Genomic DNA, 22292 nt, shown 5'->3' on the forward strand with positions numbered 1-22292 from the left:
ATCAGGCGGGCACGCCCAGGATCACGCTCGACGCTTTAAAAATCGCCGTCACATTGCTGCCGATCTCGATGCCCAGATCGGTGCTGCTCTGGTTCGTGATGATGGCGGCGATGGTGCCGCCACGCGGCAAGTCCAGCACCACTTCCGTGTTGACGGCACCCGTCTGCACGCGCGTCACCAGCCCGGCCAATTGGTTGCGCGCCGAAAAGCGCGCCCCGTCGCTGTCCGTCACGAGAATAATCGACGACGCCTTGATCAGCGCAAACGCTTCCGCGCCCGGCACCAGGCCCAGGCTTGCGCTGCTGCCCTGCGTGACGATGGCAACGATATGCTGGCCACCGGGCAATTCCAGGGTGACTTCATCGTTGACGGCACCCTGTTTCAGTTCGGCCACCTTGCCCAGGAATTGATTGCGTGCCGTGGTTTTCATGGCCATTCTCCGTATGAGTAAAAGATCGTCGGCGATGCCTTCCGCCTGGCTGCCCAGCTGGTGCAGATAGCGCGCATGCTCGCGCTCGATGATGCGGAAATTGTCGACCAGCTGGCGCCCCCGTGGCGTCAGCCGCGTGCCACCGCCGCCCTTGCCGCCCGTCAAGCGCTCGACCAGCGGCTCGCCAGCCAGGTTGTTCATCGCGTCGATGGCGTCCCAGGCCGCCTTGTAGCTCATCTTGACGAGTTTGGCCGCCTGCGTGATGGAGCCGCACTCGGCGATGGCGCCCAACAATTCCACGCGGCCGCCCCCACCCAGGCGCTCGCCGCCCACCGTCATCCATACCGAGCCTTGCAGGCCGATTTTATCCACTGCGTTCACCTGATGCCCTATTTTCTTCCATGCTGTCAATTTGTCCGTCACGCAAGTACAACACATGTTCACCCAGGATGCGCGCATCTTCCGGATCATGTGTGATCAAGATCATGGGCACGTCCAGGCGCTGCTGCCACTGGCTCAGTTCCAGACGCATTTTGACACGCAGGGCCGGATCGAGGGCGGCAAACGGTTCGTCGAGCAGCAGCGCGCTGGGCTCGGCCACGAGCGCCCTCGCCAGCGCCACCCTTTGGCGCTGGCCACCGGACAACTCGTCGGGAAACTGGTGCGCCAGTTCCTGCAAGTGAAACGCGTCCAGCCAATGCTCGACTTTCTGCAATTTTTCACGCGCGCGCGGGTTGAGCCAGCCGCGGCGCAGGCCAAAGCCCACGTTCTGGCGCACCGTCAGGTGCGGGAACAGCGCGTAATCCTGGAACAGATACGCCACGTTGCGCTGCTGCGGCGGCAGATTGATGCCGGCGGCGGAATCGAACAGCGTGCGGCCATTCAGGCGGATATGGCCGGCGTCCGGTGTAAACAGTCCGGCAATGGCTTTCAGGGTCATGCTCTTGCCGGCACCGGACGGGCCATACACGGCGATGCGCTGGCTGTTCGAGGTGCATTGCACCTGCATGTCGAAGCGGCGTTTGCCGGAGCGCAAGGTGGCACGGATGTCGAGGTCGAGTTGCATAGGCGTCATCATAGCCGTCATTTGTGCGCGATGCGCCCGGGCGCCAGGCGGCCAGCCGACAGCAGCACCACGATGCAGACCAGGGAGATAATCACGACCAGCGTATTGGCCACGTCGTCCTGGCCCGCCTGCACGGCTTCATACACGGCCACTGACAAGGTCTGCGTCTTGCCGGGAATGCTGCCGGCCACCATCAGCGTGGCGCCAAACTCGCCCAGCGCGCGCACAAAACCCAGCAGCACGCCCGCGAGGATGCCGCGCCAGGCCAGCGGCAAGGTCACGCGGAAGAAAGTCGCCATTTCCGAGATGCCCAGCACGCGGGCCGCCTGCTCCAGCTGGCCATCGACCGCCTCGAAGGCGGCGCGCGCCGGCTTGAAAACGAGGGGAAAGGCCACCACCGTGGAGGCGATCACGGCGCCCTGCCAGGTAAAGATGAGGTTGATGCCGAAGTTGTCTTGCAGCCAGATGCCCAAGGTGCCGCGCCGCCCCAGCAGCACCAGCAGGTAATAGCCGAGCACGGTGGGTGGCATCACCATCGGCAGGGTCAACAGGGCGTCGAGCAGCTCGCGCCCGGGAAAACGCGTGCGCGCCAGCAGATAGCCCGTACCGATGCCGAGCAGCAAATTGAGCGCCGTGGCCCAGGCCGCAACTTTGAGCGACAGGGCCAGCGCGGTCCAGGCGATATCCATGCGGGCGCGTGCCTAAATTATGGCTTCTTGAAACCGTCAGCTTGCTTGAATCCATAGCGGGCGAGGATGGCTTGCGCCGGCGCCGTCTGCAGGTAGCTGACGAAGCGCTTCGCTTCGGCGGCATTGCTGCTGCCCTTGATGGTGGCGATCGGGTACAGCACGGGCGAGGCCAAAGGCACGTCCAGCACGACGTTGACTTTGTCCTTCATGATGGCCGCGTCGGTAGCGTAGACGAAGCCCGCATCGACTTCGCCGCGCGCCACATAGTCGAGCGACTGGCGCACGTTCTGCGTGCCGATGGCCTTAGCTTGCACGGCCTCCCACAAATTCGCCTTTTTCAGCGCGCCTTCCGAATAGCGGCCAACGGGCACGCTGGCCGGGTTGGCGATGGCCACGCGGGTCACGCCCTTGTGCGTCAGGTCGCTCAAGCTCTTGATGCCCAGCTTGCTATCGTGCGGCACGATCAGCACCAGGCTGTTGCCGACGAAGTCCATGCGGTCGGCCGGCAGCACCAGGCCCTGCTTTTGCGCCGCATCCATGGTTTCCTGGTCGGCCGAGGCAAACACGTCCACGGGCGCACCCTTGACGATCTGCTGCAGCAGCACGCCCGAGGCGGCGAAGTTCAAGGACACCTTGCTGCCCGGATACTGCGCCTCATAGCTTTGCGCCGCATCCTTGAACGCATTCGTCAGGCTGGCCGCGGCCGACACCACTACTTCGCCGGCAAAGGCAGAGGTGGCGGCAGTGGCGAGCAGGGCGTTGCCAAGCAGGCGGGCAAGGGAGGTGAGGCGCATGATCGTATCCTTGTAAAGTGAACGGTGAACAAGGAGCGTAATATACACTCATATATAGCGTCATGCCATGGCTCAAGTCAAGCCAGCACAAGCTGCATTCCCTGATATACTGTATATAAACACAGTATATCGAGGTGAGCCATGGAATTGACGGACAAGCTGGAAATCCTGGCCGATGCGGCCAAGTACGACGCGTCCTGTGCCAGCAGTGGCGCGCCCAAACGCGATTCCATCGGCAAGGATGGCTTTGGCGCCACCTCCGGCTTGGGCATTTGCCACAGCTACACGCCGGACGGGCGCTGCGTTTCGCTGCTGAAAGTACTGCTGACCAATTACTGCCTCTACGATTGCCAGTACTGCGTCAACCGCCGTAGTTCTAACGTGCCGCGCGCGCGGTTTACGGTGGCCGAAGTGGTCAAACTGACGGCCGACTTTTACCTGCGCAACTATATCGACGGTCTGTTCCTCAGTTCCGGCATCATCCAGTCGGCTGACTACACGATGGAGCAGTTGGTGCAAGTGGCGCGCGAGTTGCGCGAGGTGCACCAGTTCCGCGGCTATATCCACCTGAAAACCATCCCCGACGCCGATCCTGCCTTGGTCGCGCAGGCGGGCCGCTATGCCGACCGGCTCAGCGTCAATATCGAACTGCCGACGCAAGACAGCGTGCAAAAGCTGGCGCCGGAAAAAAGCGTGCATACGATCAAGCTGGCCATGGGCGCCATCCGCCGCAAGCTCGATGAGAAAGCGCAAGAACCGCGCTCGCCACGCTTCGCGCCGGCCGGGCAAAGCACGCAAATGATCGTCGGCGCCGACGCCAGCGACGACCAGCAGATTCTCTCCACGGCCGAGACCCTGTACGGCAGCTACAAGCTCAAGCGCGTGTACTACTCGGCCTTCAGCCCTATCCCCGACAGCCCGAAAAGCGTGCCGCTGGCACCACCGCCCATGCTGCGCGAACACCGCTTATATCAGGCGGACTTTTTGCTGCGCAGCTATGGTTTCCAAGCCAGCGAACTGCTGCCCGCCACGGGCGGCAATCTGGCGCTCGATATCGATCCCAAGCTGGCCTGGGCGCTGGCGCACCGCGAATATTTTCCGCTGGACTTGAACCGTGCAGCGCAGCACATGATCGCCCGCGTGCCCGGCATCGGCCTGCGCAACGCCCAGCGCATCGTCGACCTGCGCCAGCTGCGGCAAGTGCGCTACGCCGACCTGTCGCGCCTGCGCTGCAGCATGAAGAAAATTTCGCCATTCATCATCACGGCCGACTACTTTCCCGCGCGCGACACCACGGCTTCCGAACACCTGCGCCGGGCCATGACGGAAGCGCCGCAACAAATGAATTTATGGCCCGAACTGCAGGCGGCATGAAAGATGTCAATAAGCAAGTCGTCCGCTTGGCGCAGTCGTTCGACGAGTGGCGCGCGGCCGCGCGCGAACTGATCGCGCGCGGCGTGCCACCTGCGGACGTTGCCTGGCAGTCGCAAACCGGTGATGGCGACCTGTTTTCTTCCATGCTAGATGCCACGGATACCAGCGCACCACTGCTGCGCCTACCCCGTCCCCTGGTGGAATTGCTGGAAAGCGCCGCCTGTTTCAACGCCCCGGATCGCTGGGCCTTCCTGTATCAGGTACTGTGGCGCTGGCAGCTGGGCCAGCACGACGTGATGTCGCCTGCCGACGCGGACGGTGCGCGCCTGCACACCATGGCCAAGGCCGTGCGCCGCGAAGAGCACGACATGCACGCGTATGTGCGCTTCCGCGAACGCAGCGAAGCCGAGGGCGCGCCCCGCTTCGTGGCCTGGTTCGAACCCACGCACGACGTGCTGCCGCAAGTGGCGCGCCACTTCGCCCGCCGCATGGGCGCCATCAGCTGGATGATCGCCACGCCCGAAGCCAGCATGCTGTGGGATGGCGCCACCTTGCACGCGGGACCGGCCCTGCTGCGCGGCGCGGCCGATATCGACGATGCGGGTGAAGCCCTGTGGCTGACCTACTACCGCAGCATCTTCAATCCCGCGCGCCTGAACGTCGACTTGCTGCGCAGCCATATCCCCTCGCGCTTCTGGAAAAATTTGCCGGAAGGCGCCATCGTGCCGGCCATGCTCAGCGGCGCCGCCAACGGCGAACGGCGCACGGGCCAGACGGCCACTGTCGGCCAGCGCAGCGGCGCGGCCATGATTCCGATTTCGGCCGAGCGCGCCCAGCCCGCGCGCGACGCGCCCACGACGCTGGACCAGTGCCGCCGTTGCGAATTGTGGCAGCACGCCACGCAAGCCGTGCCCGGAGTGGGCCCGCAAACCGCCCGCATCATGCTCGTCGGCGAGCAACCGGGCGACCAGGAAGACCTGGCGGGCCTGCCGTTTGTGGGCCCGGCCGGTGCGCTGCTGGACCAGGCCATGCAGGAAGCGGGCATGGCGCGCGACCGTATTTACCTGACCAACGCCGTCAAGCATTTCAAGTGGGAACCACGCGGCAAGCGCCGCCTGCACAAGACGCCCGCGCAGCGTGAAATCCTCGCCTGCCATGGCTGGCTGGAAGAAGAGATCGAGCGGGTCCAACCACAGGTGATCGTGGCGCTGGGCAGCACGGCATTGAAATCAATAATGCAGGATGGCGCGGCGAGCATGACGCCGCTGCTCGGCACGCCGGCGCAAAACGATGGACGCTGGGTGGTCACCGTGTATCACCCGTCATATGTGCTGCGCGCGCCCGATGAGGCGAGCCGGCGGCAGGCGTATCGCGTGATCGTCGAGGGCTTGCGGCAGGCGTTGACGCTATTGCAGGACTAGCATTATCGCGTCGTCGCCGGCACTTCCAGCTCCTCATCCCGCCGCGCATAGCGCTGCGCAATCACGGCGCAAATCATCAATTGAATCTGGTGGAACAGCATCAGCGGCAAAATCACCATGCCCAGCGAGTGGGTGGCAAACAGCACCTTGGCCATTGGTACGCCGCTGGCCAGGCTTTTCTTCGAACCGCAAAAGACGATGGCAATCTCGTCTTCCTTGTTAAAACCCAGGCGGCGGCTGATGAACGTCATCAGGCCCAGGACCAGCGCCAGCAGCAAGATGCTGAACAGGCCCAGCGCCACCAGCGTTTCCACCGAAATCGTATGCCACAGGCCTTCGCTGACGGCTTCGCTGAAGGCCGTGTAGACCACCAGCAAGATCGAACCCTGGTCGACGTATTTCAGGGTGGCTTTATGGCGGTCGACCCAGCGGCCGATCCAGCGGCGCAGAAACTGGCCGGCCAAAAACGGCAGCAGCAGCTGCATGACGATGGACAGCACGGCGTCCACCGACGACTTGCTTGCCCCGCCTTTCGCCACCAGCAAGCCGACCAGGATGGGCGCAAGAAAAATGCCGATGAAATTCGAGGCCGAGGCGCTGCAAATGGCCGCCGGTACATTGCCGCGCGCCATGGCCGTCAGCGCGATCGACGACTGCACGGTCGATGGCAAGGCGCACAGGAACAAGATGCCCACGTACAGCTCGGGCGTGAGAAACGTCAACGCCAGCGGCCGCAGGGCCAGGCCCAGCAGGGGAAACAAAATGAACGTGCTGGCCAGCACCAGTAAATGCAGGCGCCAGTGCATGACGCCGGCCACCACGGCTTCGCGCGACAACTTGGCGCCATGCAAGAAAAACAGGGCGCCGATGGCGACGGTGGTGATGTTGCCGAAGACCACGGCCGTCGTGCCCGTGCAAGGCAGGAAACTGGCCAGCGCCACGGTGACGAGCAGGGCGATGGTGAAATTATCGGGTTTCAGATTGCGCAGCAGGGCGGCGGGGGAAAAAGAAGACATGCGGTAGCCTGGTAGCGGCCCAGCCTTGCAACACTGCGCCATGGATGACAAAAAGCGCCGGAAACGGCGCCAGTGCTAGCTATTCTAACCTTATTGCTTGCCTACCTGCCTGTCAGCAGGCGTGGCTTGTGGACACAATGGCACAAAAAAAATGCCCTGTCCGCAGACAGGGCAACCCGGAGTAAAGTACAGCGCGAGGGCGTTTAACCGGCGGCTTTGACTTTCAGCTCGTTCTTGATTTCTTTCACGCCGCTCACGGAAGCGACGATCTGCACGACGCGGTCACCCGCTTCGGCGCTCGGTACATCGCCCGACAGGACGACGATACCTTGCTGGGTTGCTACCTTGACTGGCAGGGCAGCGGCTTGCGCATCGGCGCTCAGGGCAGCCTTGGCCGAGGAAGTGATGGTTTCATCAGGGACGGCAGCGGCGGCGTTGGCGGCCACGACGGTGTCAGCAGGAGCTTGTGCTTTTGGTGCGGAGTCAGCTGCATGCGAAGCGGTGATCGAGGCGCCCGACAGTACGATAGCGGCGACCAGGGTATTGAACAGTTTCGATGTTTGCATGGTAGTTCCTCTCAATGAGTTAAAAGCTTCTTACTTGGATAAAGCAACACTTTGAAGCGTCACATCTACCCATACAGCAAGCACCGTGCCAGCTTTTAAATTGCATTCAAAATCAATGACTTAGCGTCACACTCAATTTTTCCAGCCCATTTCAGCCGGATCTGCCCCGAAAATCGGGGCTTTTTGTCGCCTGACGACGACAGCTTGTGGCAAGGTAATCAATATTTCTCCGTAAGCCTTTGATTACTCAGGCTTTATTTTTGTCGCTATTCAGCGACAGGGTCGCCGTCAAGCCGGAACAGGGCCGGCGTCAGCTCGTATTTCTGTAATAAACGGTAAAACTCCGTGCGGTTGCGGTCGGCCAGGCGGGCCGCGTCGGCCACGTTGCCGTCCGTCAGGCGCAGCAATTGAATCAGGTAGTCGCGCTCGAAACGCTGCTTGGCTTCGTTGTAGCTGAGCGCTTCCAGCGACGGCACGCGCAGCGCACGCTGCACCAGGCTCAGGGGCACCAACGGCGCCGTGGCCAGCGCGCACACTTGCTCGACCACATTGACCAGCTGGCGCACATTGCCGGGCCACGGCGCGGCCACCAGCGCCGTGAGGGCGTCGGGGGCGAAGCCGTTCAGGGGCTTCTGGTACTTGGCCGCCAGTTTCTGCAGGAAATGGTTTGCCAGCAGGGAGATATCTTCACGACGCTCGGCCAGCGGCGGCAGGGTCAGGGTCACCACGTTCAGACGGTAATACAGGTCTTCGCGAAATTGCCCTTCCGCCATGGCCACGTCCAGGTCGCGGTGCGTGGCGGACAGGAGCCGCACATCGACCGGACGCGTCTGGTCGGCACCCACGGGGCGCACGGCCCGCTCCTGCAGCACGCGCAGCAGTTTGACTTGCAGCGGCAGGGGCATGTCACCGATCTCATCTAAAAACAGGGTGCCGCCATCGGCCGCCAGGAACAGGCCTTCGCGGTTGCCGACGGCGCCCGTAAACGAGCCCTTAACGTGACCGAACAGTTCCGATTCCAGCAGTTGCTCGGGAATGGCGCCGCAATTGACGGCGATGAACGGCGCCTTGGCGCGGCGGCTGGCATTGTGCAGGGCGCGCGCCAGCAATTCCTTGCCCGTGCCGCTGGGACCGCGTATCAAGATGCTGGCGTCGGAACCGGCCACCAGCTTGGCTTCGGCCAGCAGTTCGGCCATCTGCGCACTGCGGCTGATCAGCTCGGCACGCCAGCTTTCGTCGCCGGAGGCCGGTGTCGGCATGACGGTAGACAGGTTGATGGCGTACGCCACCTTTTCCATGAGGAGCTTGCCGTCGAACGGTTTCGTCAGATAGGCAAAGGCACCGCGCGCCGTCGCCTCGACGGCGTCGGGGATGGTGCCGTGCGCCGTCAGCAAAATGACGGGCAGAGCTGCATGCTGGCGGCGGATTTCATCGAACAGGGCCAGGCCATCGCGGCCCGGCAATTGCACGTCAGTAATGACCAAGGCCGGCAATTCCACGGCCAGGCGGGCCAGCGCCGCTTCCGCGCTGCCCACGGCCGTGACCCGATAATTGCCCGCTTTCAAGCGGATGGTCAGCAGGCGCAGCAGGTCGGGGTCGTCGTCGACCAATAAAATGTGGGCGTGCTCGCTCATTTTGGCGCTCCTGCGGCCGGGCGCACGGACAAGCTGCGCTCGATGTTTTTCAGCGCCTCGAGTTTTTCATTGAGCAAGTCGATGCGGCGCTGGGTGTCGCGCAGCTGCGAGTTGAGCTTGTCGATACTCTCTTCCTGGCGGCGCAGCTCACCGTACTGGCTGCTGAGCAATTGCGCCAGCGGCGCCAACAGTTGCGCATCTTTGGCCGTGACCAGCGGCTCCAGCAAGGCTTGCGCGCGGGCCAGGTCGCCGGCACCGCGCAAGGTGGCTTGCAGCATGGCGCGGCGTATCGTGTTGTGCGACGCGTGGTCGGCCTTCGCCAGGTCCAGCTGCGCTTTCACCAGTTCCGACGGCGTCATCAGGCGCAAGGCGCTTTGATACGCCAGCAGTTCGGTCAGCTGGGGATCAGCCACCACCACCACGCGCGGCGGCGTTTGCACCAGCACGGGCGTCTGGGTGGGGGGCTTGGCGGCGCAAGCGCCCAACAGCAGCGCGCAGGCGGCCATGCCGGCCAGGGAAATTCTCGTCATCATAAGGGCAGTTCTATCCGAAAGTGCGCGCCAGCCTGGCGCGGTAAAAGAGTGACGCTGCCATCGTGGGCAGCGATATATTCGCGCACGATGGACAGGCCGATGCCATTGCCGTTGCGCGCGCCGGCCGCCTGGCGCACGCCCTGGTAAAACGGCTCGAAGATGCGCGCGACATCCTCGGGCGCCACGCCGGTGCCTTCGTCGATGCAGTCGATGCGCACGCGGCCGCCTTCGCAAGACAAGCCAAACCGCACGCTGCCGCCTTCCGGGCTGAAGCGCACGGCATTCGACAGCAGATTCGCCAGCACCGTGGCCAGCTTGTCGCGGTCGGCCTGCACGATCAGGGATACGCCCTGCACCTCGACGGTCAGGCGGCGCGCCAGCCATTGCAAGCGCTGCCCGGCCACCACATCTTGCAGCAAGACCAGCAAATCGACCTTGCTGTGCGCCAGGTGCTGGGCGTCAAAAGCGGCAGTATTGTAGCGCAGCAAGTCTTCGATCTGGTTTTGCAGGGAGGCCGTGTTTTGCTGCAGGATGCCGGCGATTTCGCGCTGGCCGTCGCTGAGCTTGCCGGCCACCTCGTCTTCCAGCAAGGCCACGCCTTCGCGCAGGGCCGCCAGCGGCGTCTTCAGTTCGTGCGAGATGTGGCGCAAAAAGCGTTCCTTGTCCGCGTCGAGGTCTGCCAGGCGCTGGCGCAGCCAATCGAGCTGCTGGCCCAGGCGGCGCGTGTCGGCCGGGCCGCCGACGACGATGGGCTGGTCATAGCGCTTCTCGCCCAGGCGCCCGATGGCCGTCTCGATGCGGCGCAGCGGACGCGACAGCAAGAAGCCGAAGCAGCTGGCCAGCACGGCCGCCAGCAGCACGGCGCCGCCCACCAGCACGCCCAGCACCCGGCGCTGGCGCTCCAGCTCGGCCAGCAGGGCGTCGTTGCGGCTGCCGATTTCCGTCTTGTTCTCGCGCGCCAGGCTGTCATTGATCTGCGTCATACGGGCAAACGCGCGGTACACAACGGCGTGGCCATCGCGCTTGCGACGTTTTCCCGCTTGCAACACTTCCCACGCCGCTTGCGCTTGCACCATCCACTCGTCGGCCAGCTGGGGCGCGAACTCGGGCGTGGCGCGGTTCAACACTTGCAACGCCGCCGTGGCCTCGGCGCGGGCCGCCGCGTAGCGCTCGCGGAACACGCGATCATCGAGCACGAGGAACTGGCGCGCACTGCGCTCCATGGCCAGGGTGCGCTCGGACAAACGCTGCGACTGTTCCGTCAGGGTAATCGCCTGCGCCGCCGTCTCGCGCCCCAGGCGCGCCAGGTGCTCCAGGGTCAGCAGGGCTTGCACGGACGTGGCCGTCAAAATGCCCGTCGTCAAAATGAAGGCGGCAAATAGCAGTTGGCGAAAGGACAGTCTGGACAAGGTAAGTGCCTTCGGTTCAGTCAGCAAGGGGGAAAAGGCGCATGGTACGCTAAGCTTACATTCGGAGACGCCAGCCACCCGGAAATGATCAATTTTGCAACACTGTCGCTTTTGCGGCCGCCAGCAAGGCACCGGCGGCGGCGCGCGAATACTCCTAGTACAATAGGGGAAAACTTGACGCAGGCGTCAAAGTGACACCCCGCCCTGGCACCCGCCCTGGCATTGCGCCGCTTTGCCCCCATGTGTGATGCAGCCCCACCGACTATCCGTTTCACCTACCGAAGAGATCCCATACCGCATGAGCACATTTGAAAAAGTCAGCAGCAACTTTATTCCAGTCTTGCAGGCAACCATCGAGCAATATGTCGAGCCAGCAACGGGCATGCGCCATATCCACATGCATACCGAGCAGGCTGAGATGGTGTTCCTGGTGGCCTTTCCCACTGTGCCTGAGGTGAGCGACGGGCGCGCCCACATCCTCGAGCATCTGGCCCTGTGCGGCTCATCGCGCTACCCGGTGCGCGACCCCTTCTTCTCGATGCTGCGTCGCTCCACGGCCACCTTCATGAATGCGATGACCTATCCGGACCGCACCGTGTACCCGTTCGCCAGCACCGACCGCAAGGATTTCTTCAACCTGCTCGACGTCTACCTCGATGCGGCCTTCTTCCCCAACCTCGATTATCTGAACTTCCGCCAGGAAGGCTGGCGCCATGCGTTCGAAGGCGACAAGTTGGTGTACCAGGGCATCGTCTTCAATGAAATGAAGGGCGCTTTCAACAGCCCCATGCGCGCGCTCGACAGCGGCATCGCCAGCGCCTTGCTCAAGGGCACGACGTATGAAGTGGAATCGGGTGGCGATCCGCTGGTGATCCCGGAATTGACGCATGCCATGCTGAAAGAATTCCACGCCAGCCATTACCATCCTTCGCAAGCCGTCATCATGACAGCCGGCAATATCGAAGCGTCGGCCGTGCAGGAACAAGTGGCCGAACGCGTGCTGTCCAAGCTCAGCGGTTTCTCCGAACGGCGCTTGCCCCAGCTGGCGCCCGCGTGGACGGCGCCGCAGGAAAACGTGGTGAAAATTCCGTCGCAGGAAGCGCGCGACGATGAATTCGGCCTGCAATTCGCCTGGCTGATGGGCGAGTCGAGCGACCCCATCGCCTACTACCACGCGCATCTGCTGTCGCACGGCTTGCTGGGCGAATCGTCGGCGCCCGTCATGCGCGCCATGGAGTCGGCTGGCTATGGCCGCCCATCGGACATGAATGGCCGCGACGCGGGCATCCGCCAGATGGTATTCCACATCGGCATGGAAGGTTTGACCCAGGAACAGATCGCCGATGCGCACCAGCGCATCTGGAGCGCGCTGGAAGAGACGGCGGAAGAAGGCATCCCGGCCGCCGTGCTGCACGCGGCCTTGCGCGATATCAAATACAGCCAGCGCGAAATCAGCAGCGGCCGCATGCCTTACGGCCTGGGCCGCTTGCTGCACGCCTTGCCGCTGGCCATGTATGGCGGCGACGTGATGGATGCCTTCGACAATGCGGCCATCCTGGAAACCCTGGAACAGCAAATCGAAGACCCGGAATTCTTCAAGCAACTGGTGCGCGAGCTGATCGCCAATCCAAGCCGTTTGACCACCCATGTGGTGCCCGACAGCGCCTACTTTACAGACCGCGCCGCACAGGAAGACGCCAGGCTGGCCACCCTGCAAGCGAGCCTGACGGATGCCGAACGCGAACACATCGTGGCCGAGTCCGCCGCGCTGGAAGCGCATCAGCAACTGCCATCGAATTCGGAAGTCTTGCCGCGCATCCGCCCCGGCGACGTCAGCGCCGCACCGCGCCCGGCACTGCCGATTCCACCGGCCGTCGACGGCGCCGTGGCGTTTTCCATCGCCTCGAACGGCATCAGCTATGCCAACGTGCTGTACGACGTGTCGAGCTTGCCGGAAGCGTCGTGGCCCTGGTTGCGTTTGTACACGGACCTGGCGCCGGAACTGGGCGTGGGCGACATGTCGTTCGACGACGCCAGCGCCTGGCGCCAGAGCATGGTGCCCTCGTTCCACATCGGCCTGGAAGCGATTCCCCGCCCGCAACAAGCGATGCGCGTGGAACTCTCGTTCTCGGCCAGCGGCTTGCGCGAAGAACACGCGGCGATTGCCGCCGTGCTGTCGGCCTGGATCGCCAAGCCCCGCTTCGATGAAGAAGAGCGCCTGGCTTTCCTGATCGAAAGCCTGGTGCAGGACAAATTGAGCAGCCTGGCCGAATCGGGCAACCGCTATGCCATGCTCGCCTCGGCAGCGCCCCTGTCGCCCACGCGCCGCTTCGACGACATCGTCGGCGGCCCGGCAGCGCTGCCGTTCTACCGCCGTTTGCAGCAACTGAGCAAGACCTCGGCAGGCTTGCAGGAAATCGCGCGCGAACTCGACACCCTGCACGCCCACATCATCGCCCAGGCGCCAACCGTGCTGTGCGCGGGCCTGGAGCAGGATGGCATCGCCCTGGCCCGTTTGCTGGAACTGCCGGCGGCCAGCGTCGACAACGCTGTCCCTACGGCAACGGAAGTGCCAGCGCAAGTGCCAGCACCGGCGGCCTTGCCGCTGGCCAACACGGCCCTGCATGCGACGAGCCAGATCAACCATTGCTTCGTTTCCTGGGCCGTGCCTGGCGTGCACAATCCGGACGCTGCCGCCCTGGCTGTGGCCGCCGAACTGATGACCAACCAGGTGCTGCATACGGCCCTGCGCGAAAAAGGCGGCGCGTATGGCGGCAGCGCCAGCTACGCGGCCGGCGCCGGCACGTTTACCCTGAGCTCCTACCGCGATCCGCGACTGGCCGGCACGTTTGCCGACTTCGGCACGACCCTGGATCAAATCCTCGACGGCGATTTTTCGCAAGAGCAAGTGGAAGAAGCCATCATCTGCGTCATCAAGGGCCTCGACAAGCCCCATTCGCCGTATGCGGAAGCGCTGACGGCGTGGAATATGCAGCAGCGTGGCACGACGGAAGCCGTGCGCCAGCAATTCCGCACCGGCGTGCTCAATTGCACCTTGAGCCAGATCAAGGACGTCACGCGCACCTGGCTGAAAAACGGCCAGCAAAGCCGCGCCGCGTTTGCGGGCAACACGACGCAAGACCTGGCGGGCCTGGAAGTGGTTGATTTATTGGCGCTGGCCAGCTAAGAGCACTGTACCGGATTCAATACCGCAACTATTGCGGTATTGAATTAGGCTCCATGAACATCAATTCCCATTGATGCCCATCCAGATCCTGGAAACTGTGGCCATACATGAAGCCGAAATCGATGGGCTCCTTGTAAATGCTGCCGCCCGCCTGGACGGCCTTCGCCACCAGATCATCGACTTCGCCACGGCTTTCTGCCGACAAACACACGAGCACTTCCGTCGCCACCTTGGTATCGCACAACTGCTTGGGCGTGAATTGCTTGAATTTGTCGTGCGTCAATAGCATGACGAAAATATCGTCGGCGACGATCATGCACGTCGCCGTTTCATCCGTGAAATGGGCATTGAAACTGAAGCCCAGCGCCGTGAAGAACGTCACGGAACGCTCGAGCGACTGCACGGGAAGATTGACAAAGATTTTGCGGGCCATCATGTCTCCTTGAGGTGAGATGAAAAATGCTGCCCGCCGATTCTACACCGGCTTTTCAGCGCTACGCACGCGCCACGGTCTTCGGCGCGTAGCCGAAATAGCGACTGAATGCGACACTGAAATTGGCCGGGTGGCGGTAGCCCGTTTGCCAGCCGGCTTGCGCCACTTAGCAACCATTTTCCAGCAGCAACTTTGCCCGCTGCATGCGCAGCGCCAGCAGAGTGCGCTGCGGGCTGTCGTTGTAGCGGTAGCGCCACCCCTGCTTGAACTTGAACAAACTCAGCCCCACTTGCGCGCACAGGTAGTCGAGCGTGAGGTCTTGCGCCATCTGCTCCTGCATCAGCGCATGTGCGCGCTCCAGTTTGATCATCTCGGCCTCGGACCAGCGCGGCACAGGCGCGGACACAGGCCGCAGTCCCCGCAACTGTTCCGCCAGCAAGCTGAGCACGCCGATATGCACGGCCAGCGGGTCCGTCGCGCGCAGCAGGGAACGCGCCTGCAGGGCGCTTGCCGCCGTGGTGGCCGCATGCGCCAGCTGGCGCGCGCCACCGTTGGGCAGCAAGCAAGTCAAGCCTTCCGGCCAGTAGCGCACCAGCGCGTCTTCGTCGACCAGCACGCGCAATTGCGCCGCCCGCTGGCCAGCCTCGAAACGGCGCTCGCCACTGGTGTGGCGAAAGGCCGTCACCGTCGTATGACCACTGCGGAAACACAATTGCTCGCCATCGCGCGTGGCGTAGCCGGACGCGCCTTCCAGGCCGATGGTGATCACCAGGCCGCCCGCATCGTCATGCCTCGATGGCTCGACGAGCGCAAGCCGCGGCCGGTAATCGGAATGCACGAGCAGCAAGCCTTGCTCGACCTGCCTCCGGTCGGCGCGACACGCGCCCATGCCGGGGTCCAGCTGGCGCCGCACCCAGCCCGCCGCTTCCCTGTCCTGTTCCCTCATCGCTCCTCCTGTTTTCCCGCGCGCCGTCGCGCATACGAAATGCGCCGTGTCGCATACAAATGCAAATGATAATTATTCTCATTGTTGCATAAAATAGCGCACAGGCACACCTCGATGCCCACTACGCCGAAAGGAAGCACCATGCCGTTCACTTCGCAACACCCTTTGCAACCCTATTGGGACCTGGCCATCGCGCCCGTGCAGGCGGACGGGCTGGCCGCCGCCCTGGAACTGGGCATTTTCGAGCTACTGTCCACGCCACACACGCCGGCGCAGCTGGCCGAAGCGCTGTCGCTGCATGCGCCGCACACGGCCCTGCTGCTGGAGTTACTCTGGAGCATGGAAGTGCTGGAGCGCAACGAGGCCGATGACGAGACACAGCGTTACCGCTGCACGGCCGCCACCCTGCAGTATTTCTGCCGCGACTCCATGGCCTTTTGCGGCGACGCCTGGCTGTACCGGCTGCATGCGCTGCGCCATTTCGCCACCCAGTTACCCAGTTACCCAGCATCGTGCGCGACGGCGGCAAAGCGGCGCCGTACACCACGGCGAATGGCGTCAACTGGGCCGCCGCAGCGCAACAGCAAATCGGCCAGGAGCAGCGCGCCGTCACGATGCGCGCGGCCCTGTCCGTGATGCAGCGCATCGCCCCGTTTGCGGCAGGCGCTACGCCGCTGCGCCTGCTCGACGTGGGCGGCGGCCCCGGCTGGGTTGCCATTGCGCTGGCGCAAGCCCATACGGGTTTGCACGGCTGCGTTTTCGACTGGCCGGAAACGGTGGCCGTGGCTGCCGCGAACATCGCCCATGCGCAACTTTCCGAGCGGCTGGAGACTTTGGGCGGCGATCTGGCCAGCGACGATATCGGCAGCGCTTACGACCTCATCTGGTGCTCCTCCGTACTGCACTTCGTGCCCGACATGGCGGGCGCCCTGCGCAAGATGCATGCGGCCCTGAAACCCGGTGGCGTGCTGGTCTGCGTCCAAGCGGAAATCGCTGCGGCAGCAGGCGACGCGGCACGCGTGCTGCCGTATTACTTGCCGATGCGCATGCTGGGCCGCACGGTGACACGGCAGGGGGCATTGGCGCAGTTGCTGCGCGACACGGGCTGGCAGCAAGTGGAGCAATACAAGGCCAGCGATTTTCCCATGGCGCCCGTGCAAGTGCTGATTGCGCGTACCTAACAATTACCATTTAGTAATTATCTTTTTTATAGCAGATGGCAGCACAAATACGCTAAGCTGTACCTGCAGCGTGGCCGCTGCCTGACGTGGCTCGCCAGCATAGATCGATGTCATCGCAGCACTCCGCTGCCTCTACAGGGAATCCATCATGAGTCAATATATTGCAGGGAAAGTCGTCGTCATCATCGGTGCCAGCAGCGGCCTGGGCGAAGCCACCGCGCGTCATCTGGCCGCATTGGGCGCTTGCGTCGTGCTCGGTGCGCGGCGCATGGATTTGCTCAACACCATCGCCGAGGAAATCACGGCCGCCGGCGGCCAGGCCGCCATCGCCGATACCGACGTCACGGTGCCTGCCGAGGTCAAGAATCTGATCGACACGGCCCTGGCCGTATTCGGCAAGGTCGACGTGCTGATCAACAACGCGGGACTGATGGCCATCGCGCCGATGAGCGCCTTGAAGGTCGACGAGTGGAACCATATGATCGATATCAACATCAAAGGCGTGTTGAATGGCATCGCCGCCGTCCTGCCCCATTTCCAGGCGCAAAACAGCGGCCATTTCATTAACATCTCGTCGGTGGCGGGACAAAAAGTCTTCAGTCCGGGCGGCACCGTTTATAGCGGTACGAAGTTTGCCGTCAGCGCCATCTCGGAAGGCTTGCGCCATGAACTGGCCGCCAGCGGCGGCACCATCCGCACCACCACCATCTTGCCGGGCGCCATCGACACGGAACTGACGGGCGGCAGCAGCCACGCGGAAAGCGCGGCCGGCTTGAAAGAGTTTTACAAGCAAGCCATCCCCGCCGACGCGGTGGCACGCGCCGTGGCGTATGCGATCGGGCAACCGGACGAGGTGAGCATCAATGAAATCGTGCTGCGTCCCACGGTGCAGGAGTTTTAAGCCGCACCTTGCTGCAGCGACTCGATGATCAGGCCGGCCAAGCGCTCGACGGGCGGCCGGGACACGCTGGAGGCACGCATCAGTTCCAGCGACAACGGGGGCAGGGCGGGCAAGCCCGCGTCCACATGATCGAGCGCGCGCACGGAAGAGGGCAAGCCCAGGCTGGTGCGTACCGTCACGCCCAGCCCGGCGGCGGCCGCCGCCCACAGTCCCGCCAGGCTGGGGCTGGTAAACGCCGTGCGCCAGGCGATGCCTGCCCTATCGAGCGCCTGCGTGGCGCAGCGCTGGAACAGGCAATCGCGGTCGAACGTAATGAGCGGCAGCGGTTCGCCAGATTCGGGGCGCCAGGCCAGGCTGGACGAAGCGATCCAGCGCATGGCCGGTTCGGCAATATGCTGGCGCTGCTGCGGCGGATACTCGGCCACGTCGGCGATGCAGGCGCCGCCCCACAGCAGGGCCAGGTCCAGCTGGCCCATGGCCAGGCCTTGCATCAAGGCCGTGTTGCGCGCCACATGCGCCTCGATGCGCACTTTCGGGTGCGCGCGGGCAAAGCGCCCCAGCACATCGGGCAGCAAGGCTTCGCCAAAATCCTCCTGCAAGCCCAGCCTGATCCAGCCTTCCAGTTCCGCCCCGCGCATGGCGACGGCCGCCTCGTCATTGAGTTCCAGCAAGCGGCGCGCATAGCCGAGCAGCACTTCGCCGCCTGGCGTCAGCGCCAGCCCCCGGCCATCCTTGCGGAACAGGGGCATGCCCGCCTGCTCCTCGAGTTTTTTCAGCTGCGCGCTGACGGCCGAGGTGGAGCGGCCCACCTTGTCGGCCGCGCGGGCAAAGCTGCCCAGCTCGATGCCAGCCACATAGCTGCGCAAGAAGGCGATGTCGAAATTCAGCAAACGCATGGCGCGACGATAATCGTCCTGTTTTATGGGATGGTATGGCGAAAATTATCTGATATTCAGAATGATCGTAACGCGCAACACTGTCAGGGTCAACCACTTTTCTGTCCATGCCATGAGCACCAGCTGCCCTGCCGTTCCTTTTCCTGTTCCTGTTCCCGTCACTGCGCCCGCGCCGGGCGATGCCCACCGCTGGAAAGTGCTGGCCGTCGGCGTGGCGGCCAATGCCAGCTTTTCCGCCGCCGCCAACGGCATGCCCACCACGGCCATCTGGCTGCGCAGCGGCTATCACCTGAGCAATATGCAACTGGGGGTGGCGCTGGGCGCCATGGGTCTGGGCGTGGCCCTGACCGAATTGCCATGGGGCATGGCCACCGACCGATGGGGCGACCGTCCCGTACTGCTGAGCGGCTTGCTGGGCACCATGCTGGCCTTGCTGGCCCTGCTGCTGTGGATCACGCCGCAGGATGGCGCCGTGCCGCCCTTATGGGCGCTGGCGGCCGGGCTGGCGCTGGTGGGCGTGCTGGGCGGCAGCGTGAATGGCGCCAGCGGCCGCGCCGTGATGCGCTGGTTCGGCCCGGACGAACGGGGTTTCGCCATGAGCATCCGCCAGACGGCCGTACCGCTCGGTGGCGGTCTCGGTGCCCTCATCCTGCCCAGCCTGGCATCGTCCTATGGCTTCATGCCCGTGTTTGGTGCCCTGGCCCTCGTATGCGGCCTGTCGGCGTTTTTTACGTGGCGCTGGATGCATGAGCCCGATTTCTCTGCCGAGGCTGCCAAGGGGCCGCACAAGGCCTCCATGGGCCTGTCCTGGACCACGCCGCCACCACCACTAAAGAATCGCAAAGTCTGGCGCATGGTGGCCGCCATCGGCCTGCTGTGCGTGCCCCAGTTTGCCGTACTCAGCTACGCCACCGTGTTCCTGCACGACCATGGCCACCAGGGCCTGACCGCCATCACGGCCGTGATGGTGACCCTGCAGGCCGGCGCCATGGTGATGCGCATCTGGAGCGGACGCCACACGGACCGCCACGCCAACCGGCCCGCTTACCTGCGCGGCTCGGCCCTGGTGGCGCTGGCTGCATTCGTCTTGTTGGGATGCATCGCCTGGGCGGACGCGCCCGGCTGGCTACTGATGGCCGCCGTGGTGGCTGCCGGCATTGCCGTGTCCGCCTGGCATGGCGTGGCCTACACGGAACTGGCCACGGAAGCGGGCGGCGCCAACGCGGGCACGGCCCTGGGCATGGCGAACACGGCCGTCTACGTGGGGCTGTTCCTCACGCCGATGGCCATCCCGCACCTGCTGGCGGCCAGCAGCTGGCCCGTCGTGTGGTGGCTGGCAGGGCTGGTGGCGCTGGGCACCTGGCCGTTGTTTCCCAGGAATCAGGGCAACGGCGAAATGCGATAAATACACCGCATGGCGTTCGTCAGCAAATGCTGTTCGCGCACGATGGTCGCGCCTGGCCCCACCACTTCCTGGAACAGCTGCAGTTCGGAACGGCAAAAGCCCTGGCAAGTGCGCGCGGCGGCGCAGATGGGGCAATGGTCTTCGATCAGCAGCCAGTCCTTGCCATCGGCTTCCACGCGCGCCATATAGCCCTCTTCATCGCGCACGGTGGCCAGCTGCTGCAAACGCGTGGGCAAGTCCGGCGCCGAGCACGCCAGCGCATAGGCGCTGCGGCTTTCCTCTTCGCGCTGGGTGATCAATTTATCCAGTCCCGCTTCGCCGAACAACTGACGCACCGAGCCGATCAGCTTGATCGTCAGCTGCGCATGCGTATCGGGAAAGCGCGCATTGCCCGCCTCCGTCAAGACCCAGTTCTGGCGCGGCCGCCCGGCGCCCGCCTGCGCTTCCTGGCGCCCCTCGATCAAGCCAGCCGCCACCAGCTTTTGCACTTGCTGGCGCGCCGCCTCGCCCGTCATGTCCAGGGTCTTGGCCAGGGTGGCCGTGGAGACGGGTCCCTTGGTCTTGATGAAATACAGGATGCGCTCCGTCGTTTGCGGCGCTTCGCTATTATCCAAACGTTTACTTGTGTAATTCATTTCGCTCAACTATCATGGGGCCAGTTAACCAACTAATAGCTTGCATAATAGGGCGCTAGCTTCCCGCTGTCGAGGAGTTTCCACGTCCGCATGCCGGCAAGGTACTCTTTTGACAGGATTTTCCCATGCAACTGTCTCACTCCATCTGCTTGTTTCACGCCATTCTCGCCACCGGCCTGGCCATCTGGCTCAGCCTGGCCGCCATCAACAACTTGCATGCCTTCCACGGCGCCGTCTGGGCCATCGGCAACACCATGCGCATGGACCCGCTGCGCCAGGACCCCACCATCCAGACACCGCTGCTGCGCCGCGCCCTCACGTCACTGACCCTGCACCGGCTGTCGCTGGGCGTGGTGCTGGTGTTGCAACTGCTGGCCGCCATCGCCGCCTGGACGGGCGTGGCGCTGTTTGTCGGCGGCGGCCCGGCCACTGCCTTGCCGTGGCTGAACCTGGCCCTGTGCGCCATGGCCGCCTTTTTGCTGCTGATGCACCTGGGCGGCCTGTGGTTCGGCTACTGGATCGCGCAGGAAGGCTTGCAGACGACGCACGTGGTGCTGCTGCTGTGGACCCTGGGCTTGTTCTTTCTCTTCAACGCGCAGCGGACCTGATCAGCCTCCGCTGCGCCTCTTCTTCCCTTTGTACTGCTGTAAAGGACTTCATCATGCATACGAAACTCGTCGGCGCCTCCGCGCTGGCCCTCACCCTGGCCATCGCCGGTGCCGCGCTGTACCCCCGCGCCGACTCGCATGCGGCCGATGCCGCTGCCACTCCCGCCACCAAGGTGGCGCTGGTGCCCGTCGTGCTGGGCACGCAGGAACGCTATTTCACGGGCGTGGGCGAACTGGAAGCGGCGCGCCAGGTGCAAGTGGCCGCCGAAACGGGCGGGCGCATCACGCAGATCCACTTTGCATCGGGGCAAACCGTGGCGGCCGGCGCCATCCTCGTGCAACTCAATGACGCGCCGGAACAGGCAATGCTGCTGCGCCAGCGCGCGCAGCTGAAAAACGCGGAAAGCAGCCATGCCCGCACAGCGCAGATGGTCAGGGACAAGGCCGCCACGCAGGAGCAATCCGATAGCGCCTTGGCCGCGCGCGATGCGGCGCTGGGCGATGTGCGCCAGACGCAAGCGCTGATCGCGCAAAAGACCATCCGCGCGCCGTTCGCCGGACAGCTGGGCATCCGCAAGGTGCATGCGGGCCAGTACCTGAACGCGGCCGACACGGTGGTCAGCCTGATCGACACGAAGTCCTTGCTGGTGAACTTCGCCCTCGATGAACAGAGCAGCGCGACACTGGCGCCGGGCCAGGCCGTGCAAGTGCTGGTGGACGCCTATCCCGGCGACGTCTTCACGGCAAAGATCAACGCCATCGACCCGCTGATCGCCCGTTCACGCATGGTGCAGGTACAGGCGGCGCTCGCCAATCCCCACAGCGCCCTGAAGGCAGGCATGTACGCCAACGTGCGCGTGGCGCGCGAAGCAGGCCAGCAGCTGACGGTACCGGAAACGGCCGTGACCTACAGCGCGTATGGCGACACGGTCTTCGTCGCGCAGCAGGAGGGAAAACAGCCACTCACCGTCAAGCGCGTGGGCGTGACCCTGGGCGAGCGGGCAGGGGGCCGCGTGGAAATCGTCAAGGGCTTGCGCGAGGGCCAGCGCGTGGTCGCTTCGGGCCAGCTGAAACTGGCCGACGGCATGGCCGTGCAAGCGGTGGCCAACACCCTGGACGAGGCCAAGCGCGCCGCGCCCAAGGCCGGTTCGTAAAGGAGCACGCCACC

At 64.0% G+C, this 22292-nt stretch carries 21 protein-coding genes and 1 pseudogene; 9 read left to right on the forward strand and 13 right to left on the reverse strand.

Annotated features, from left to right (window positions below; genetic code table 11):
• Position 1: 1 nt before the first annotated feature.
• From CSZ94_RS15940 to modA, 4 genes are read right to left on the reverse strand one after another with little or no spacing between them, the layout of a single operon-like run.
• Positions 2–769, reverse strand: coding sequence for a TOBE domain-containing protein (locus CSZ94_RS15940; RefSeq protein ID WP_102122433.1), 768 nt, complete (start codon positions 767–769; stop codon positions 2–4).
• A 25-nt stretch (positions 770–794) separates the two neighbouring features.
• Complete coding sequence (locus tag CSZ94_RS15945; protein ID WP_258001025.1) at positions 795–1505, reverse strand: sulfate/molybdate ABC transporter ATP-binding protein; 711 nt, start codon at positions 1503–1505, stop codon at positions 795–797.
• 8 nt (positions 1506–1513) lie between these two features.
• Complete coding sequence (gene modB, locus CSZ94_RS15950; RefSeq protein WP_102122401.1) at positions 1514–2185, reverse strand: molybdate ABC transporter permease subunit; 672 nt, start codon at positions 2183–2185, stop codon at positions 1514–1516.
• 17 nt (positions 2186–2202) lie between these two features.
• Positions 2203–2979, reverse strand: a complete 777-nt coding sequence (gene modA, locus CSZ94_RS15955) for a molybdate ABC transporter substrate-binding protein (protein WP_102122402.1) — start codon at positions 2977–2979, stop codon at positions 2203–2205.
• A gap of 141 nt (positions 2980–3120) precedes the next feature.
• Between modA and CSZ94_RS15960 the strand changes: the two genes are divergently transcribed.
• Both CSZ94_RS15960 and CSZ94_RS15965 read left to right on the forward strand, forming a co-directional pair.
• Positions 3121–4353, forward strand: coding sequence for a putative DNA modification/repair radical SAM protein (locus CSZ94_RS15960; protein WP_102122403.1), 1233 nt, complete (start codon positions 3121–3123; stop codon positions 4351–4353).
• On the forward strand, positions 4350–5774 hold the full coding sequence (locus CSZ94_RS15965; RefSeq protein ID WP_102122404.1) for a UdgX family uracil-DNA binding protein: 1425 nt from the start codon (positions 4350–4352) through the stop codon (positions 5772–5774). The genes CSZ94_RS15960 and CSZ94_RS15965 overlap by 4 nt, the downstream gene beginning before the upstream one ends.
• Before the next feature lie 2 nt (positions 5775–5776).
• Here the strand turns inward: CSZ94_RS15965 and CSZ94_RS15970 are convergent, their stop codons facing one another.
• The 5 genes from CSZ94_RS15970 to CSZ94_RS15990 all read right to left on the reverse strand — a co-directional run bounded on the left by CSZ94_RS15970 (position 5777) and on the right by CSZ94_RS15990 (position 10932).
• Positions 5777–6790 carry a bile acid:sodium symporter family protein gene (locus CSZ94_RS15970; protein WP_102122405.1) on the reverse strand — a complete coding sequence of 338 codons (1014 nt, stop codon included), beginning with the start codon at positions 6788–6790 and terminating at the stop codon, positions 5777–5779.
• A 203-nt stretch (positions 6791–6993) separates the two neighbouring features.
• Entirely contained in the window at positions 6994–7356 is a 363-nt protein-coding gene (locus CSZ94_RS15975; protein ID WP_102122406.1) for a BON domain-containing protein, read from the reverse strand.
• A 266-nt stretch (positions 7357–7622) separates the two neighbouring features.
• Entirely contained in the window at positions 7623–8990 is a 1368-nt protein-coding gene (locus tag CSZ94_RS15980) for a sigma 54-interacting transcriptional regulator (protein ID WP_102122407.1), read from the reverse strand.
• Positions 8987–9523 carry a hypothetical protein gene (locus CSZ94_RS15985; RefSeq protein WP_258001021.1) on the reverse strand — a complete coding sequence of 179 codons (537 nt, stop codon included), beginning with the start codon at positions 9521–9523 and terminating at the stop codon, positions 8987–8989. Before CSZ94_RS15985 ends, CSZ94_RS15980 begins: the two co-directional genes overlap by 4 nt.
• Positions 9520–10932, reverse strand: coding sequence for a HAMP domain-containing sensor histidine kinase (locus CSZ94_RS15990; RefSeq protein WP_102122408.1), 1413 nt, complete (start codon positions 10930–10932; stop codon positions 9520–9522). The genes CSZ94_RS15985 and CSZ94_RS15990 overlap by 4 nt, the downstream gene beginning before the upstream one ends.
• 298 nt (positions 10933–11230) lie before the next feature.
• Between CSZ94_RS15990 and CSZ94_RS15995 the strand changes: the two genes are divergently transcribed.
• Entirely contained in the window at positions 11231–14119 is a 2889-nt protein-coding gene (locus CSZ94_RS15995; protein WP_102122409.1) for an insulinase family protein, read from the forward strand.
• A 28-nt stretch (positions 14120–14147) separates the two neighbouring features.
• On the opposite strand, the gene CSZ94_RS16000 is transcribed toward CSZ94_RS15995, so the two are convergent.
• Both CSZ94_RS16000 and CSZ94_RS16005 read right to left on the reverse strand, forming a co-directional pair.
• The gene (locus tag CSZ94_RS16000; RefSeq protein ID WP_102122410.1) at positions 14148–14552 is read right to left on the reverse strand and encodes a VOC family protein; all 405 of its coding nucleotides are present in this window, start codon (positions 14550–14552) and stop codon (positions 14148–14150) included.
• Between the two features lie 166 nt (positions 14553–14718).
• The gene (locus CSZ94_RS16005) at positions 14719–15498 is read right to left on the reverse strand and encodes an AraC family transcriptional regulator (protein ID WP_102122411.1); all 780 of its coding nucleotides are present in this window, start codon (positions 15496–15498) and stop codon (positions 14719–14721) included.
• 141 nt (positions 15499–15639) lie between these two features.
• Here CSZ94_RS16005 and CSZ94_RS28710 point away from each other — a divergent pair.
• The 3 genes and pseudogenes from CSZ94_RS28710 to CSZ94_RS16015 form a co-directional block, all read left to right on the forward strand.
• Positions 15640–15840: pseudogene (locus CSZ94_RS28710) on the forward strand (methyltransferase family protein); the annotation flags it as partial.
• Between the two features lie 170 nt (positions 15841–16010).
• A complete protein-coding gene (locus CSZ94_RS28715) occupies positions 16011–16679 on the forward strand; it encodes a class I SAM-dependent methyltransferase (protein ID WP_258001022.1) in 669 nt (222 codons plus the stop codon).
• Between the two features lie 148 nt (positions 16680–16827).
• Complete coding sequence (locus CSZ94_RS16015) at positions 16828–17580, forward strand: SDR family oxidoreductase (RefSeq protein WP_102122412.1); 753 nt, start codon at positions 16828–16830, stop codon at positions 17578–17580.
• On the opposite strand, the gene CSZ94_RS16020 is transcribed toward CSZ94_RS16015, so the two are convergent.
• A complete protein-coding gene (locus tag CSZ94_RS16020) occupies positions 17577–18476 on the reverse strand; it encodes a LysR substrate-binding domain-containing protein (protein ID WP_102122413.1) in 900 nt (299 codons plus the stop codon). The two genes, CSZ94_RS16015 and CSZ94_RS16020, sit on opposite strands and share 4 nt — an antisense overlap.
• Positions 18477–18588: 112 nt before the next feature.
• On the opposite strand from CSZ94_RS16020, the gene CSZ94_RS16025 reads away from it, so the two are divergent.
• Positions 18589–19881 (forward strand): MFS transporter, encoded by a 1293-nt coding sequence (locus tag CSZ94_RS16025; RefSeq protein ID WP_258001023.1) that lies wholly within the window; start codon positions 18589–18591, stop codon positions 19879–19881.
• Here the strand turns inward: CSZ94_RS16025 and CSZ94_RS16030 are convergent.
• Positions 19857–20516 carry a helix-turn-helix transcriptional regulator gene (locus tag CSZ94_RS16030; RefSeq protein WP_102122437.1) on the reverse strand — a complete coding sequence of 220 codons (660 nt, stop codon included), beginning with the start codon at positions 20514–20516 and terminating at the stop codon, positions 19857–19859. The two genes, CSZ94_RS16025 and CSZ94_RS16030, sit on opposite strands and share 25 nt — an antisense overlap.
• Before the next feature lie 125 nt (positions 20517–20641).
• On the opposite strand from CSZ94_RS16030, the gene CSZ94_RS16035 reads away from it, so the two are divergent.
• Positions 20642–21124: a DUF2165 family protein gene (locus CSZ94_RS16035; protein ID WP_102122414.1), complete on the forward strand. Its 483-nt coding sequence runs from the start codon at positions 20642–20644 to the stop codon at positions 21122–21124.
• A 53-nt stretch (positions 21125–21177) separates the two neighbouring features.
• Positions 21178–22278: an efflux RND transporter periplasmic adaptor subunit gene (locus tag CSZ94_RS16040; RefSeq protein WP_102122415.1), complete on the forward strand. Its 1101-nt coding sequence runs from the start codon at positions 21178–21180 to the stop codon at positions 22276–22278.
• The last annotated feature ends 14 nt before the right edge of the window (positions 22279–22292 follow it).

Origin of the sequence: Janthinobacterium sp. ROICE36, from assembly GCF_002869965.1 — a bacterium.
In the GTDB taxonomy this organism is placed as follows: domain Bacteria; phylum Pseudomonadota; class Gammaproteobacteria; order Burkholderiales; family Burkholderiaceae_D; genus Janthinobacterium.